This window comes from Spirosoma soli (genome assembly GCF_042684525.1).
Taxonomy (GTDB): domain Bacteria; phylum Bacteroidota; class Bacteroidia; order Cytophagales; family Spirosomataceae; genus Spirosoma; species Spirosoma soli.
The window spans coordinates 106,319-122,881 of the sequence record NZ_JBHULN010000008.1 but is presented as its reverse complement, the minus strand read 5'-3'; the positions used below and the strand labels follow the sequence as shown (position 1 = coordinate 122,881).

Annotated in this window: 14 protein-coding genes and 1 pseudogene; 9 read left to right on the top strand and 6 right to left on the bottom strand. The window is 50.5% G+C overall.

The genetic code is table 11. From position 1 onward, the window contains the following. Positions 1–51 precede the first annotated feature (51 nt). Together ACFSUS_RS14575 and ACFSUS_RS14570 are read left to right on the top strand one after the other, a co-directional pair. A complete protein-coding gene (locus ACFSUS_RS14575; RefSeq protein ID WP_381523755.1) occupies positions 52–786 on the top strand; it encodes a DoxX family protein in 735 nt (244 codons plus the stop codon). Positions 787–806: 20 nt separating this feature from the next. Next, positions 807–1,094 carry a hypothetical protein gene (locus tag ACFSUS_RS14570; protein ID WP_381523753.1) on the top strand — a complete coding sequence of 96 codons (288 nt, stop codon included), beginning with the start codon at positions 807–809 and terminating at the stop codon, positions 1,092–1,094. A gap of 247 nt (positions 1,095–1,341) precedes the next feature. On the opposite strand, the gene ACFSUS_RS14565 is transcribed toward ACFSUS_RS14570, so the two are convergent. Further along, positions 1,342–1,914, bottom strand: coding sequence for a response regulator (locus ACFSUS_RS14565; RefSeq protein ID WP_381523751.1), 573 nt, complete (start codon positions 1,912–1,914; stop codon positions 1,342–1,344). Between the two features lie 270 nt (positions 1,915–2,184). Between ACFSUS_RS14565 and bla the strand changes: the two genes are divergently transcribed. From bla to ACFSUS_RS14545, 4 genes are all read left to right on the top strand, one after another. Continuing rightward, on the top strand, positions 2,185–3,090 hold the full coding sequence (gene bla, locus ACFSUS_RS14560) for a class A beta-lactamase, subclass A2 (RefSeq protein ID WP_381523749.1): 906 nt from the start codon (positions 2,185–2,187) through the stop codon (positions 3,088–3,090). 101 nt (positions 3,091–3,191) lie between these two features. Beyond that, a complete protein-coding gene (locus ACFSUS_RS14555) occupies positions 3,192–4,508 on the top strand; it encodes an aminotransferase class V-fold PLP-dependent enzyme (protein ID WP_381523747.1) in 1,317 nt (438 codons plus the stop codon). 690 nt (positions 4,509–5,198) lie between these two features. Then, positions 5,199–5,492, top strand: coding sequence for a hypothetical protein (locus tag ACFSUS_RS14550; protein WP_381523745.1), 294 nt, complete (start codon positions 5,199–5,201; stop codon positions 5,490–5,492). Between the two features lie 425 nt (positions 5,493–5,917). Then, positions 5,918–6,397: a tryptophan-rich sensory protein gene (locus ACFSUS_RS14545; protein WP_381523743.1), complete on the top strand. Its 480-nt coding sequence runs from the start codon at positions 5,918–5,920 to the stop codon at positions 6,395–6,397. A 10-nt stretch (positions 6,398–6,407) separates the two neighbouring features. Here the strand turns inward: ACFSUS_RS14545 and ACFSUS_RS14540 are convergent, their stop codons facing one another. Then, a complete protein-coding gene (locus ACFSUS_RS14540) occupies positions 6,408–7,478 on the bottom strand; it encodes a hypothetical protein (protein WP_381523741.1) in 1,071 nt (356 codons plus the stop codon). A 7-nt stretch (positions 7,479–7,485) separates the two neighbouring features. Continuing rightward, positions 7,486–8,136 carry an ABC transporter ATP-binding protein gene (locus tag ACFSUS_RS14535; protein WP_381523739.1) on the bottom strand — a complete coding sequence of 217 codons (651 nt, stop codon included), beginning with the start codon at positions 8,134–8,136 and terminating at the stop codon, positions 7,486–7,488. A gap of 186 nt (positions 8,137–8,322) precedes the next feature. Between ACFSUS_RS14535 and ACFSUS_RS14530 the strand changes: the two genes are divergently transcribed. Further along, positions 8,323–9,048 carry a PEMT/PEM2 family methyltransferase gene (locus ACFSUS_RS14530; protein WP_381523738.1) on the top strand — a complete coding sequence of 242 codons (726 nt, stop codon included), beginning with the start codon at positions 8,323–8,325 and terminating at the stop codon, positions 9,046–9,048. A 27-nt stretch (positions 9,049–9,075) separates the two neighbouring features. On the opposite strand, the gene ACFSUS_RS14525 is transcribed toward ACFSUS_RS14530, so the two are convergent. The 3 genes and pseudogenes from ACFSUS_RS14525 to ACFSUS_RS14515 all read right to left on the bottom strand — a co-directional run bounded on the left by ACFSUS_RS14525 (position 9,076) and on the right by ACFSUS_RS14515 (position 13,118). After that, positions 9,076–11,211 carry a TonB-dependent receptor gene (locus ACFSUS_RS14525; RefSeq protein ID WP_381523737.1) on the bottom strand — a complete coding sequence of 712 codons (2,136 nt, stop codon included), beginning with the start codon at positions 11,209–11,211 and terminating at the stop codon, positions 9,076–9,078. Positions 11,212–11,400: 189 nt separating this feature from the next. Then, positions 11,401–11,941, bottom strand: a pseudogene (locus tag ACFSUS_RS14520) (sugar O-acetyltransferase). Positions 11,942–12,074: 133 nt separating this feature from the next. Next, a complete protein-coding gene (locus ACFSUS_RS14515; protein ID WP_381523735.1) occupies positions 12,075–13,118 on the bottom strand; it encodes an NAD(P)-dependent alcohol dehydrogenase in 1,044 nt (347 codons plus the stop codon). Positions 13,119–13,753: 635 nt separating this feature from the next. Here ACFSUS_RS14515 and ACFSUS_RS14510 point away from each other — a divergent pair. After that, the gene (locus ACFSUS_RS14510) at positions 13,754–15,214 is read left to right on the top strand and encodes a DEAD/DEAH box helicase (protein ID WP_381524049.1); all 1,461 of its coding nucleotides are present in this window, start codon (positions 13,754–13,756) and stop codon (positions 15,212–15,214) included. A 116-nt stretch (positions 15,215–15,330) separates the two neighbouring features. Next, the gene (locus ACFSUS_RS14505) at positions 15,331–16,434 is read left to right on the top strand and encodes a Gfo/Idh/MocA family protein (RefSeq protein WP_381523734.1); all 1,104 of its coding nucleotides are present in this window, start codon (positions 15,331–15,333) and stop codon (positions 16,432–16,434) included. Positions 16,435–16,563: the final 129 nt, after the last annotated feature.

Genomic DNA, 16,563 nt, shown 5'->3' with positions numbered 1-16,563 from the left:
GAAGCTACCGAGTAACTATGTGATTGGCTCGGTAGCTAAGTCTAAAATCCCATGACTATTTCTTCAACACTTGACCGGCTTCATGCGCAGGCCAAACAAAACAGATGGCTTTGGTTTTTCTCTATTTTTAATCGGCTGGCGCTGGCAGCTGGCTTTATTCCGGCGGGTATCGTGAAGCTTATGGACGAACGCTTTGCCAGCGGCCTATCCGCTAATCACCCGATGGGACAATATCTCGTAGCCTTACATCATACGGGTTATTATTACACCTTTATCGGCGTTGTGCAAGTGCTGGCGGCTATTTTTCTACTCATTCCGCGCACGGTTACGCTCGGTGCCTTTCTCTATTTTCCGATCATCTTAAACATTTGCGTTCTGACGTATGCCGTGCGGTTCGACGGCTCGCTTTTTACCGCTCCGCTGATGACGCTGGCGAATCTGTATCTGATTTGCTGGAATTACGAAAAATGGAAATATATTCTGCCCTTTAATCGGCTGCGTGTTTCGGCTGCCGCACCCGAGACTAAGCGCATGAGCAACAAATTCCCGACACTTTTCTTTGCTGGCGTATTTGCCGCCGTGGTTATTTGCGTGGTGGGCATTCCGAGCCTTTACCGCATTAAGCCCCGCAACACCTTACCACAGTGCATAAAGCAGTTTAAGAATACCAACCGCACGGTGGCTGGGGCAAATTTCTGCGATTGTATTCACAACAACGGCCAGCCGCTCAACCAATGCATGAACGAATACAACAAGGCTCCAGACGATAAGATCCGGGTACCGTAAAACCTTAAACAAACACAACCATGAATAACACCTTACCTATTGGAAATATCTTCAGTTCGCTAGTTGGTATAGTCGTTCTGGCAATTGGCGTAGTAAATACGTTTTGGGGGAACGATCCGGGTTTCGGAATTTTTATCGTTTTTCTTGCATTCGTTTACCTCCCACCGGCAAACGCTATTCTTAAGAACCTGACGGGTTTCTCCATTCCGTCAGCACTGAAAATCGCCCTGGGTGTCTTTATCCTCTGGGCATCATTAGGCGTGGGTGAATTGTTTGATAAGATTGAATTGATGAGAATGGATTTATAATACGTCAGAACCTGGAGATAGCCAGCTGAAAATACTGTTGCCCCGCTGTAGATTTTTCCTGCCTTCCCCACCGACTGGAATGGCTTAGCCGCTAACAACCGTAAGCGTCATTAAACAAAAGCCAATCAGCGTTCATAAATTACTGAGCGAATCGTAGCTGGGATGGAGGGTTATGAGCAATGAGGAAAGGGCATGGTGATACATGCCCTTTCCTCATTGCATCAGGCTTCGAAAATAGAAGCTGCGTTTATAACCAATGATCAATCAGTCGATTAACCACCTTAATCGTATCGTCGAAGGCTAGGGGTTTGGTCACAAACTCATCAGCTCCCATTGACAACGCTTTTTGACGATCGTGTTCATTCAACGAAGCCGTTAACATCACAACGGGCAAATGCTGAGAGGCAGCATGGGTTCGTACGTGCCGTAGGGTGTCAAACCCATCGATTCGTTTCATGTAAAGATCCAATAAGATAACCCGCGGTAAAACCGAAGCTGTTTCTAGCTGATTTAAGAGCTCATCGCCATCCATAAAAAAAGTGGGAGTTACATTGGGCGTAATTCGATTAAAGACGAGCCGCATTAGTATGTGGACATCAGGGTTGTCGTCTACGACCCATACCGGAATCATATCGTCTACGTACTTTTGGGGCGAAATGGACTGAAAAGGTTGTACGGGTTTTTGGGGAGTTTCGTTCAGAAGCCAATACTTTTCTTTTACTACCTGGCGATATCGGCGTAGCAGTTGATCGAACGCATTAGCTTTAAGTGTACCTCCTGCCCGAGGAGGTTGCTTTCTGTGTTTAGTATAAGAAATCATAGTTGGTTTAGCTTAAGGAGAATGATGTATTAAACGTACCAAAAAATTATCAATATCTACTTGTTATCTATACTAATAGTATAAAATTTCTAGTAAAATATACCTACAAAGTTGATAGGAAAAGTAGTAAGTTACTTAGTCGTAACGTGAACAAGGGCCATTAAGTATAAAGGATTGAATGCATTTACCGTTACAGAAAACTCTTAAGAGCAAAGCAAAATCAATGAGAAGAACGCCTACATTCACGTAAAAATCAGCTACTTTACTGTCATGCGTTTATTGATTTTAGTCAGTTTATATCTGCCTGTCGTAGTGTCCGCTCAGCCGAACGAAAACCGTGCAGGTCGTCGACAGTCAGTCAGTAAACTTCGTAATCAGATCGAACAACTAACTCAGCGTGCGCAGGGGCGAGTAGGCGTAGCGGCTACCGTGCTGGAAACCGGCGAATCCGTAACGCTACACGGCGACGAGCCATTTCCGATGCAAAGCGTTTACAAGTTTCCGATTGGTATGGCCGTACTACATCAGGTCGACCAGGGAAAACTGACACTTACTCAGACAATTCGGGTCGATAAAAGCGAATACGTTTCGGAACGGCAGCACAGTCCCATGCGGGACAAATACCCAAACGGTACTGAAGCAAGTGTAAGCGATTTGCTACGGTATGCCGTATCGGAAAGTGATGGTTCGGCTAGTGACGTCTTGTTGCGAATTGTTGGTGGAGCGCCAGTTGTTATGCAGTATCTGCAAAGCCTCGGCATAAAGGACATTCAGGTGGTGAATACAGAAAAAGAAATCGGCAGCGACAATGCTGTGCAGTATCGGAATTGGGCCAAACCGACAGAAGCTGTAGCGCTGCTGCGGGTGTTGCAGGAAGGGCGTGGGTTATCAAAGGCGAGCCGAACCCATTTGTTACGTCTGATGATAGAATCGCCCACCGGACCGAAACGAATTAAGGGGCTCTTACCGGCTGGCACAGTAGTGGCTCACAAAACTGGTGGGTCGGGGACTATAGATGGTGTAACGGCAGCTACCAATGACGTTGGTATCGTTACCATGCCCAGCGGACAGCACCTGGCTATCGCCGTTTTTGTATCAGACGCCAAAGCGGATACGGCTACCCGAGAGGAGGTAATTGCAGAGATAACGAAGGTGGTTTGGGATACCTGGAAGTGAATAGTATGACATTTTAAGGCTGTTAGTGGATATTATATTTGGTATTAAAGGTTTAAAGGCTAATTTTATTTTATACTATTTAGTTTTAACCGTATTGACACATGACTACTCGCAGAACCTTCTTCCGGCAGGCAGGAGCCGTAGCAACTGGTGCACTAGCTCTACCTAACTTTTTGCCCGAAACTCATGCCCGTTCCGTTCACGCAGCTGATGCGGGGTTGAAAACGGCCGCTGAATGGGCGCAGGATGAAGATTTCTGGTCGTGGGTTAAATCAGAGTTTACTGTATCGCCTAATCTCCTCAACCTCAACAACGGCGGGGTTAGTCCGCAGCCGAAGGTGGTGCAGGATGCGCACATTCGATTCTATCAATACGCCAACGAAGCACCCTCTTATTACATGTGGCGGATTTTGGACCAGGGTCGCGAAGCCTTACGCAGCAAATTGGCGGATCTGGCGGGCTGCTCGGCCGAAGAAATTGCTATTAACCGTAATTCGACAGAAGGATTAAATACCGTAATTTTTGGCCTTAACTTAAAAGCTGGTGATGAGGTGGTGCTAACCAAACAGGACTACCCAAACATGCTGAACGCCTGGAAACAGCGCGAAAAGCGCGATGGTGTTAAGCTCGTGTACCTAAACCTGGATCTACCCAGCGAAAACGACGACGCACTAGTTGAGCAGTACGTGCGGGCCTTCACGCCTAAAACGAAAGTAGTACACATCACCCACCTGGTAAACTGGGTTGGGCAACTGCTACCCGTTCGTAAAATTGCCGATGAGGCTCACAAACGCGGTATTGCTGTTATTGCCGATGGAGCTCATTCATTCGCCCATTTCGATTTCAAGATTCCTGATCTTGGCTGCGATTACTTTGCAACGAGTTTGCACAAGTGGCTGTGCGCGCCCTTTGGCAGCGGTATGCTGTACATCAAACAGAATCGCATTCCCGACGTTTGGGCCTTACTCTCAAACGACAAGTCGGACGGACCGGATATTCGCAAGTTTGAGACACTTGGTACGCGCTCGTTTGCCTCAGAAATGGCCATTGGTACCGCCGTTGATTTTCACCTTAGCATTGGCTCAGCCCGGAAATTCGCCCGGCTGCACTACCTCAAAAACTACTGGGCCGAACGTGTTCGTGAGGTACCGGGCGTTCAGATTCATACGTCGCTAAAACCCGAATACGCTGGTGCTGTGGCCCTGTTTTCGATTGACGGTATGAAGCCCTCCGAGATTGATGCCGCTTTGCTCGGGCAGTACAAGATCCACACTGTCGGCATCGACTGGGAGAACATACATGGTGTTCGCGTGACTCCGCACATCTATACGTCGCCCAAAGACCTCGATCGACTGGTAACGGTCATCACTACCATCGCGGGAAAACAAGCTGTGGCGAGTAAGCAAAAGAAAAGCTGATCATCAAGCGTAACATAGGGCGCTTGAGGGCAGTATCCCCATAGGCAAGCCGCTGTAGTTCAGCCAATCACACTTCTGAAAAAGCCCATTGTCAGCATATAATAGATCCGCTTGCTGATAAGACTGACGGGGTTGCTATGATTACTGACAATAACTGAACTTAACGTAGAATCAGACGACAACAGCACGAAGGGAATCGACTCATCCGGCTTTAGCAAACCACCAGGAATAATTTCTGCCCGTCTTGGAGCCCCATCTTGTCAATGTACTATTCTGCTAGGCGGCAATGCTCGTCCTTATTCGATCATTCGGATTGGCCGGAGTGGCAAAAACGGATGCTCGTTACGGGCGAAACTATGTTGGGCATTGGGAAATGTAAACGTATTTCAGATAAAAATTTTAACCGATGTGTTCGATATGAACATGGGTCAATAGGGTGTAGTTAACCGTTTGATTAATAGGTAGTTTTTAAATATAATAGTTGCTAGGTTTAACAATTTTGGAGGTATTGTACTTATTGAAAAAGTGTCGTATAACTTAAATTTCGAAAGAGAATAAGTAGAAGTATCAATTCGCCAAGGATAACTTCGTTACCTTCTTAAATGGCTTCACTAAGTTTTTTGCCCACCTTTGCTGACTGACCCTTGAAAAGCTAGTTTATCGAATATAGACATAGAATAAATTTGTCAGATGAGCTTTCCACTGATTACTTACCGAGCTAGCTACAGCTTTACCGTTGACGGCATTGTCATTGCCATTACCGAGCTTAACGAATGGGGCAAAAGCGTTGCCAATGATGTGGAGACAGTACTCAGCGAAATCCAGGATCAAGTTGGCGATCTGGCAGGCTATGCGGTGCTGCATTGCGACCGGATGGGTGTCTGGGACGGCATTCGTTTAGACCGGGGGCTGGTCAAATTCTATGAGTTAGGAGAAACCGCCTTTGAGCAGGCCACCGCGCGGCTGCTACACTTGTTCGAGTGAGCGACATGAGCTTGCTTATGGAGTAATCGCATCATGTAATCAACGAAATGGTTAACCAGTAAGCGATTACTCCTGTGGATTCGCATGCGCTTAACGTAGCGAGGAGTTAATGATGAAGCCCTGGGATACGCCTGATTGCCATCATTTAGATGAAGCCGCGCTGTCGTACCCCAGGCTGTACAGCAGCAGTCATCCCCGGCTGGTTGGCCAGAGCTACCAAACCTAATCAAATCGAACATCGGCCGGCTGGTTGCGAGACAGCATGAGTAACTCAGGGAGCCAGACGAAGCCGTAAGTCATAGCATATCGGCAGGCTTACTTACTGATTTTGGTAGATTTTACCGCTTTAAGCAAGAGAATTTTTGAGAACAACTTCAATTAATAGTCTGTTAATCTGACGTGAATGGGCGAAAACTAGAAGCGTGATGACTTGGACTGTTGTAACGAGCATTTTAGTATTCTACGCAATACTGGTAGTGGTCAACGTACCGGCTCCTTTTATAGGGCTCAATTTTGAGAGTGGCAATATGCCGAAGCTATGGTATCAACCTCCTGGCTTTGTGATCCCAATTGTTTGGTTTTTGCTCTTTACGCTCCTGGGAATAGCCAGATACACGCTTGTGGATATCAATCAGCCAAAGTTACAATGGTGGCTTTTCGGGTTAGCATTCTTATGCGCAACGTATGCCTATTACACATTGGGCTTTGCCAAACTGACTAATATATCACCGCTATGGTTTGGGCTCATTGGTAATATTGTGGTCATTCTTTTTGCAACGTTTATAGTTTACAAATTGTATCCTGTTTCAACACTGGCGGCATTTCTGACGTTGCCTGTCATTATCTGGACTGTTTTCGCTAGTCTGATCGTGATTGGTGAAATGAAACTCGAAAAATTATTGTAGAGACAACCAGTCAATGTCCTGACCGGGCTCGGTTGGTCATTTGAAGTATTATTGCCCCCAACCACCCCATAAGCAGCCATAAAGCGACGGGTAAGCCAAACATAATGGCCAGCAAGCCAATGATGAAGCCCCAGAACACGCCCGTTTGCCAGCGTTCGGAGGAAATAGCGCGGCCGTACGCCAGGCTGTGCAGTAGCAGTAACCAACCCCAGCCGGTTAGCCAGAGCCACCCAACGTAATCCAATCGAACCTTGGCCGGACAATTCCGACACAGTATGAGCAATTCAGGGAGCCAGATAAGGCCGTAGGTAATGACGTATCGGCCAAGGCGCAGCCACTGGGATAAGGGTAAGTTGGGTAAAATGAGTAAAAAACGCTGCTCGAACGCACTGAGCTGGCGACTCACCTGCGAATGGGTGATGAGCGCCAGCATCAGCCCAATCAGTAACAGCCGCTGATCGTAATCGTCGGTGGGGTAGAGTCGGCAGACTCCCACCAGCAACAGGCAGGAAATCAGCTTCGTTAAGAACAGAGATAGTGGTTCGTGACGAAGCCAGTAGGTGGGGAAAAAGAGTTCGTAGGGTAACCGAATCGATAAATGAGGCAGGCGAAGGGCGTTGTGGACGTGATGCCTGAGCCGATAGTCTACGACCCATGCACCCCCCGTTATCAATCCGAGAACGGTCAGCACGATGGCGACAAACGGTCCCCAGGTCTGGTAGTGAATGGCCCGCGCCAGCATCCAGATAGCGTATGCAATAACCGGAATTAACAATTCTGTCAGTAGCAATAACCACAAGGGCCAGCGAATAGGGGGTGGCACGAGCCTGAACGTTTGAAGAAACAGATGCTCAGGAGCGGCTAGTTGCCTGCGCACAAAACTTACCACCCGAACGGTGTATACGCCCCACAAGCCAATGATAATACTGAGAAAAAACGGGGAGCCCAGCGCCCCCGTGATCAAGGCTTCGTGATCTATGGGCCGCAGGAATCCAAACGCCAGTAGGACAACGACCAGAAACGTACCGGCGTTTCGGACATAAAAGGGCAGGACCAGGGTGCGGTAAAGAACGAAAAACATGGGCGGATCAGGACACGGAGACAATTTTACCCTTGCCCACCTGCCAGCTACTCGTAATCGGTAAACCGGTGAGGCTGACGTCCTGATGCGAGGTGAGCAGGAATGATACACCCTGGTCGGTATGAAGTTGCCGAACGTAATCGAACAAACGCGCGGCCGTGTCTACATCCAGAGTCGTCAGCGGCTCATCCAGCAAGACCAGTTGTGGAGTGCCGAGCAGCGCCAGAAGTAACGACAACTTTTTGAGCATCCCGCTGGAAAACGTGCCCGTGGGTTGCGTCCAGAATGCCCGGACCCCCAATACGTCAACTAAGGCGTTTAGCTGGCCAGCTGGTGCCTGTTTGGCTTTCCCCACAAATTCGGCCAGATCGCGTGCTGACAGAAAATCTGGATAAAGCGGCTCCGCTTCGGCATAATTGACCCGGAGTCGGTACGCTTCCGGGTCGCGGTTGACTTCGTATTGGTCGTTGAGCCGTATTTCTCCCGAAAAGGGTAATAACCCCGCCACCGTACGAAAAAACGTAGTCTTGCCCGAACCGTTGCCTCCCTGAAAATAGTGAATACCCAGTGGTAAATGCAGGTTAGGTATCGTTAGTACGGGCTGGCCGTTTGATCCGCCGTTGCTGTAGGATTTGATAAAGTTTGATACGGTCAACAAAGCTCAGTAGCTGCTCGTGAGGTAAGAAACTGAAAAATAATGAGGGAGACACAATCGAACAAGCGAATGGGGATGAATGGTTGGCTCACACGATGCAACGCGCATACGCTACCAGCGCTTACGGAACATCTGTAGGCCATTTGCTCTCATTTTTAACTAAAAAGTTGATAGGCTGGTCTCGATAGTATGAAAAGAAAAAACCTGTTCGTACGGCTGGTCGAAGCCAATCTTGAATCGGCCGGTATCATTCTGGATCGACTAACACCGTTACGGGGCATCGTCATTGCCACCATCATTGTAAGCTTGATTCTCGACCCATTTGTGCAGGCCAACGTCACAACCACGGGAGCGATAGTATATGCGATCAGCTTTTTTATCGCCCGTCAGTGGTTTCTGATGGCCAGTTTCGGAGCACAAGGTATAGCAAGCTGGCTAAAACGCAAGTATGGTGTGGCGCAGGGTGGCGACTGGTATGAGTTCATAACGGCGCTATTTTTCTATCACCGCAGTTATAGCTACTCGTTGCTGTTAAACAAAACGCATTTTATCGGCCTAGAGGCTCTGTTGCCCTATGAGCCGTATCTGTTAGTTATCGGTTGGTTATTGATAAGCCTCGGGCTGGTCGTGAACACCTGGTCGTATCTGCTCATCGGTCGCGAGGCTTATTATTACCTGGATATGTACTACGGCCGTTTCTTCAAGCCATTTGTTGCCGAAGGACCTTATAAATACCTGAACAACCCTATGTACAGTGTTGGACAACTACCCGCCTACGGAGCGGCTCTAATGGCGGGCTCGGGTGTGGGCCTGGTGCTGGCTGTACTCAATCAGATTGCCTGCTACATATTCTATCATCGGTATGAACGGCCCCACATTGAGGCTGTATTAGCGAAGCAAGCTCAGCCCGCCTGACAAGAATAGCTACTGAAGAATAAGTCTCTACCATTTTGTGCTGATGCGAATGCCGCCCACGCCGTTTCGGGTTGGGGCCGCGTTGTAATAACGGTTACCAACGGCGTTCAGATCGTAGCCTAACGAATACGTTTGGTTCAGGAGGTTGTCTCCACTGGCATAAACGTCGACGGTCCAGTGCTGCCCCAGCGACCGCCGAAAACCCAGCGTGGCTTGCAGTAACCGGGTGGGAGCGGCCATGACGGTGTTGGCGTCGTTGAGTGGGAACGGATTCAGGAATTGAAACGTCACGTGCGCATACAGCCCCGGTTTGGTTTCGGCATCAAAGCCAGTTACGAGCGTTGTCGGCGCTACACCCGGCAGACGATTGTTGGAAAGATCCGTGGCGCCCTGCTGATAGTCGCGGAATCGGTAATTGGTGAGCGTCAGGCTATGCCAAAGACGTAGTAAAGAAAACAAAGAGCGGTCGGTCGTTGTCGCAGAAGCATAGGTCGTGGGCGACAGAAAGTCGAACGAAATTTGAGCTTCTACCCCCTGCTGATCAGTCCGGCCGGCGTTAACAAAAAACTCGGCTCCGGCTTCGTTAGATCGTCGGACGATTGTCTGGCGCAGTTGAAGCTGGTAAACCGCAACGTCAAAGCGTAGTTTGTTATTAACCGCCGAACCTCGAACTCCTACTTCATAACTTGTGCCTTGCTCTGGGTTGAGGGTATTGTTAAAGCCCCCCGCCGACGGCCGAACTTCCTGGCTCGACGGTGCCGAATAGCCCGTGCTGATGCTGGCAAACACGGATACAGTCTCACCGAAGGTGCGAGCCAGCGCAACGCGCGGCAGCCACACGGGCGAAAAGTTGCGGGTCAGGAGCGTAGCGGGAAGTGCGCCAATGGCCTGGGTCGGAAAACGGGTGAAGCCGTACCGTACATCGTTGCGACTTAGGCCCGCTGTTACTCTAAAGCGGGCGGGGAGTTCCGTTTCAGCCTGAGCAAAGAGCGTTGATTGGCGAGCCGTTAACTCTTCGTCGGTTTGAATCGTATCGGCTGTGCCGCCCCGGTTACCAAAGTTGCGGTCGACCGTAAAATTGCGGATCAGTTCAGCCCCTACGGTGAAGGTTGTGGGTAGCGGCCCGTTTGGGAGTCGGATCTGGGTGATGGTTCGCCCGCCAATACCCTGATCGGTCCGTCGTTCGTAGTTCGTAATAAATGGATTCGCAAAATCGGTCGTTGATCCGTAAAGCACGGTTGTATTCTGGATTCGGTCGTTCCAGCGGTACTCGTGCGACACCCCCAGAAAGCCTAGTTTCTGATAAATGCCGGCTTGTTGCTCGACACTACCGGGTAGCGTAGCGGTGGCTGGGCGAGCCGCCCGTGGGTTGGCCTGAAACTGAGCCAACGTGAGTCCTCCCGGCGTCTGATAATGCAGGTCTGAATACAGGCCAAGAATAGACACAGTACGTTTTTCGCTGACAGTAAACGAGCCGGTCAAACTCAGGTTATCGCGTACTAGGCCACTCTGATCGCGGTAGCCGTCGCTTTGCAAATGGTTGTAGCTGATCGAAATCGCTGAATTGTTCTTGCCCGTTTGCACCGCGACCCCGTTGCCATATAGCCCATAGCTACCACCCAGCGCTGATAGTTCAATGCTGGTCTGACCCGGCGGCACGGCTAAACCACTGAACAAAATGGTGCCGCCCGTTCCGGCGCCGTATAAGCTGCCCGATGGCCCTTTGATGACCTCAATGCGGCCCAGCGCCCGTACGTCCAGAGCGTTGAGGGGCGTATTGCCTCCCGCATCGGTTAGGGGAATCTCGTTCCAGTAGGTCTTAATGTTCCGCACACCGAACGGCGACCGAACGGCACTGCCCCGAATGGCGAGCCGATAACTGCCCGGCGACCGCTCATCAGCCCGGACGCCAGGAAGTGTGTTAAGCGCGGGCACAAGCGTTGGCGTACCAAATCGTTGGTTTAAATCCCGGCGCGTCAACAGGCTAATAGAGGCCGGAGTTTCCAGCAGACGGCGGTTGGTGGCATACCCGCGTACCACGACTTCGTTGAGTTGAAGTGTGTCGTCAAGTGACGTAGCGGCTGTTGGTGGGGTTATCTGAGCAAATAAAAACGCAGGCAGCAGGGCTAAACCGAATAAAGCAGGTAAACTATACGTAAGCATGGGCGATTGGAACGAGATGGCAAAGGTACGTCGTCATCGCTTTCGGACGTCTTTAAGTGTAAGCAAGGTGCTTCTCGGATTGTTTAGGCCTAGGGTAGATAGTGGCCAGAACCAAACAAAGAGCCGGGCTAACGGGCAGGCGATTTTCGACCGCTTTTGCGGACGCATAGCCTCTGCATCCGCTGGCTTTTACAACGTCTTGACAACTTTTGCCGGTACGCCAGTTACTACGTACGGTATTAGACGGTACGTTCCTACTTACCACGGCGCCAGCCGCCACAATCGGGCTTTCGCCAATGGTAACACCCGGCAAAATGGTAGCTCCCGCGCCAATCCAGGCGTTTCGTTTAATGACAATTGGCCTGGGAATGACTGTTGGGCGGTCGGTAGGGTCAATTGGGTGATTTTCGGACGTCAGATTGACCCGGGGGCCAACCATCACATCGTCGTCAATGGTGATGCCGCCAATATCCAGGAAAGAGCAGGCATGGTTGATAAACACATTTTTACCCAAACGAATCGACCGGCCAAAGTTGGTGTAAAACGGAGGGAACACCGTTGTCGACGGGTTCACCTCCGTTCCAATAATTTCACTCAACCGGTTTCGTACCTGATCAACGTTGGTGGCCGTTGTATTCATCTCGACGCATAATTGGATGGTACGAGAAACGACCTCTCCGAACCGGGCATAGTCAGGATCATCCTAACGAAGTGGTTCTCCTGCCTGCATCCGGGCGAAAATGTCGTTACAGTCTGTTGGATTGCTCACGGACAAAAACAGCTGCCACTAGGCATAAAAAAATTGGGTTCTCAACAAACCCTGCTGACTACGACAGTAAGGCTCGGCTGATGATGTCCGAACACTACAGCGTTGCCATATCGATCACAAACCGATAGCGCACATCGCCTTTCAGCATTCGGTCGTAAGCGGAGTGAATATCGTTGATGTTGATCATCTCAATGTCTGACACAATATTGTGTTCGGCGCAGAAGTCCAGCATTTCCTGCGTTTCGGGAAGCCCGCCAATACTCGATCCCGCAATGCTTTTCCGGCCCGGAATCAGGCTGAAGGCCAGTAAAGCGGACGGGGTAGGTGGAGCACCCACGCAGATATGTACACCGTCGGTTTTAAGCAATGACAGATACTCATTGTAATCATGCTCGGCGGAGACGGTGTCCAGAATGAAATCATAATAGCCTCTGACCGATTCGAGCTGGGCCGGGTCACTGGTGACCACGAATTTATGGGCACCGAGTTTTTTTGCATCGGCTTCTTTCTTGGGTGAGGTGCTCAGTACAGTCACTTCGGCCCCAAACGCCACCCCAAATTTTACGCCCATGTGTCCCAGACCTCCCAGGCCCACAACGGCCAGTTTATGCCCCGGGCCTACTTTCCAGTGCCGTAGGGGGGAGTAGGTCGTAATGCCCGCACAGAGTAAGGGAGCCGTAGCAGCCAGATCCAGTTTGTCGGAAATATGCAGTACAAAATCCTCATGGACCACAATCGTGTTGGAATAGCCGCCGTAAGTAGGGGTCTTCTTATCCTGTTCGAGTCCATTATACGTCTGAGAGTTGCCATTAATGCAATATTGCTCCAACCCGTGCTGGCAGTTATCGCAGACGCGGCAGGAATCTACCAGACAGCCCGTACCGGCCAGGTCGCCCACCTTAAACTTGCTTACCTGGGAACCGACCGCCACTACGCGACCGACGATTTCGTGGCCAGGTACCATAGGATACATGCTGTTACCCCATTCGCCCCGCACCTGGTGAATGTCTGAATGACAGACCCCGCAGTAAGTAATATCGAATTGAACATCGTGAGCCCCCAGTTCTCGGCGCTGAAAATCCCAGGGAGCCAGGCCCGAATCTTTCGTTTGGGCGGCATAGCCTTTTGTCGCAATCATTGCTTCTTTTTTGTTTCGTTGACTATTATAACACACTTACTAAATAGCGCTACCGTCTAATCTTTTTTTAAACAACACGCAGCCGCTTATCGGGGGTAATGGGTAAATCACGGACGCGCTAACCTGTGGCGTTGAAGACCGCATTGGCTACCGCACCAGCAAAACCGATCAGCGCGATTTCACCCACGCCTTTGGCACCCATCGGGTTAGTTTGGGTTGGGGCTCATTAAAAATCGCTTATCGGAAGAACGTAAGACCCTACTGGCTCGGACAGATTTCACCCTACGTCAGATTCGCTAACACACTGGCTTTGCGGACTAGCCTAATTTTAACCAGTTCTTTAGAAAAAAGTTGAAATTACGCCCAGTGAATTCAGGCGCTCGTCCATTTATCTATTTGGGTATGCTCATAATTGATGACGGCGAACGAAGGAATAGGAAATATCGTTGTTTAATATATATTTGTTTTCAAATCAATCGGATGGCACGGGTCCCGGCGGGGCACCGCACCCCGCGCCGTATCGACTACAGGCTGACCAGGATGTTAAGGTCAGCGTTTCATCACTTTCACCAGCTGTTACCTTGACATTTTCCGAATTTAATCTCCACGACGACCTGCTGGCCGGTGTGGACGCCATGAACTACTTAAAGGCCACTCCGATTCAGGAGATGGCCATTCCCAAAATCCTCGAAGGGCGCGACCTCGTGGCCAGCGCCCAGACCGGCACCGGTAAAACGGCCGCTTACCTGATTCCACTCCTCGACCGCATCTCCCACGCTGACCACGACCACACCAGTACATTAATTCTGGTGCCGACGCGTGAGCTGGCCAAGCAGATCGACGAGCAGGTAGAAGGCTTCGGCTACTTCGTACAAGCGACCAGCATCGCTATTTATGGCGGTGGTAAGGGCGACGAATGGGATAAGCAACGGCGGGCGCTCGAAGACGGCGCCGACATTATCATTGCCACCCCCGGTCGACTGATTGCTCACATGCAACTCGGCTACGTCAATTTTAATAAGATTGATTACCTGGTGCTCGACGAGGCTGATAAGATGCTCGACATGGGCTTCTCCGACGACATTCTGAACATTGTGGCTAAGCTGCCTACGAAACGACAAACGTTGTTGTTTTCGGCGACGATGCCCAACAAGATCCGGGAGTTTTCCAAACGAATTTTAACTGACCCGGAAGAGATCCGTCTGGCGGTTTCAAAGCCAGCCGCCGGTATCGATCAGCAGTTCTACCTGGCCTACGACAGTCAGAAGCTGCCTTTATTGGCTCATCTAATCAAAAACAGCCCTACGCCCGTGCAGAGTATGGTGTTGTTCACATCGCGCAAGTCAGAGGTGAATGGTATTGTCAGGGCGCTCAGTAAGCTAGGTTATGAGGCCCGGGGCATAAGCTCGGATCTGGATCAGGACGATCGTGAGGTGGTGCTACGTGATTTTAAAAACAAAGCGTTCCCCATTCTGGTAGCGACGGATGTGCTTTCGCGCGGTATCGACATCGATAACCTGACCCACGTTGTCAACTACGATATACCACGCGATGCCGAAGACTATGTACACCGCATTGGTCGGACGGCCCGGGCCGCCACCACGGGAACGGCCATTACGTTCGTGAGTGACCAGGATCAGAATCGCATCGTTAACATCGAAAAGCTTATTGAGCGTGACATCGAAAAACGGTCGATTACTGAAGAACTGGGCATGGGTAAATCGCCCGTGTTCGACCCTCGACGGTTTAGTGGTCTGCGGGGCAAAGGCGGTCGAGGAAAAGGCAACTCCAGCCGGGGTGGACGCGACGGACGACGTGGAGAAGATACCCGTCGGCCACAGCATGGAACGGAGCCCGCTGGTGAACAGCGTGAAAATCGGAATGGGCAACGCCGTGGAAAACCTCGTGCCGAGGGCGTGGCAACACTCGCCCCGGTACCTGACAAGACATTAGCCAACCCGGTAGACCAAGCGTCGCCAGTTAGCGCGGAAGGGCAATCGCCCGAAAAAGCCAAGCGCCGAAAGAAGCGTCGACGCGGGCCAAAGGGAGAAAGCAGCCCGAACGGACAACCGCAACCCAACGTAGCTCCGCTGTAAATCGGTTGGTCTGTGGCTGCGGAATAAGATAAACAGAAGTTAAATGATGAATGGTAGCGCAAATTTCAAGTTGCGCTACTTTTTTTGTTGCATATGCTAAACCAGCCTTTTAAACTATGAACGCCTATATCTCACGCCGGGACTCACTGAAAACGCTGGCCTTAACGGCGGGTGGCTTATTGACTCAATCGAATCTTGTTCTGGGAGAGCCTAAGCCGAAAAAATTAGGCGTGGCCCTGGTTGGGCTGGGTAACTACGCTACCAGTCAGTTAGCGCCGGCTCTGCTCGAAACGCAAAATTGTTACCTGACGGGCATCGTTACGGGGTCGCCCGACAAGGCGAAGGCATGGGCAGAGAACTATAACATTCCCGCAAAGAATATTTACAATTACCAGACGTTCGACCAAATCCGGAATAATCCTGACATTGACGTTGTTTACGTCGTGCTGCCTAATTTCATGCATGCTGAATACACCATCCGTGCGGCACAGGCGGGCAAACACGTGATCTGCGAGAAACCCATGGCCATGAACGCAACCGAAGCGCGGCAAATGATTGGGGCCTGTGAAAAGGCTGGTGTGCAGCTCTCGGTGGGTTACCGGCTGTATTTCGAACCGCGTCACTTAGAAATGCGTCGGCTAGCGGCCGAAAAGACGTTCGGCGCGGTTAAAGTCATCGAATCGGGGCTGGGTTTCACCGTGCCGGGGCCGAATTCCTGGCGGCTGAATAAGAAAATTGGTGGGGGAGGGGCCATTATGGACCTGGGTGTCTATGCCATTCAGGGAGCCCGCCGAACACTTAATGAAGACCCAATCAGCGTAACCGCCCAGGCGTTTACGTTCGACAACGTCAATTTCAAAGACATCCACGAGACGGTGTTCTGGCAGTTTGAGTTTCCGAGTGGGGCCGTAGCGCATTCCAGCACAACGTATTCGTCTTATGTTGATCGGCTTTACACGACCTGCGAACGTGGCTGGTTTAAACTCGAACCGTCGTTCAATGCAACGGGTACCCAGGGTATCACGAGTAAAGGACCGATGGATGTGCCTTCGCCCCGGTATCAGCAAACGGCTCAGCTGGATGCGTTTATGCAGGCCATCCGGGATAAAAAGAAGCCCGAAGCTTCGGGGGAAGAAGGGTGGAAAGACATGAAACTTATTGGCGCAATCCTGCAAGCCGCCGAAACGGGACGGAAAATTAAACTCGACTGGCCCAGCTGATGAAGTCATCAAAACCATGACTTACAAAAGCTAAACAAATTCTTAATTGGGTTCTATGGATGGGCTTATTGTCAAAATAAACGTTGGCAGAAAGACCGTTTCGTTTTATTTCTTGTCTATTTTTGGAGT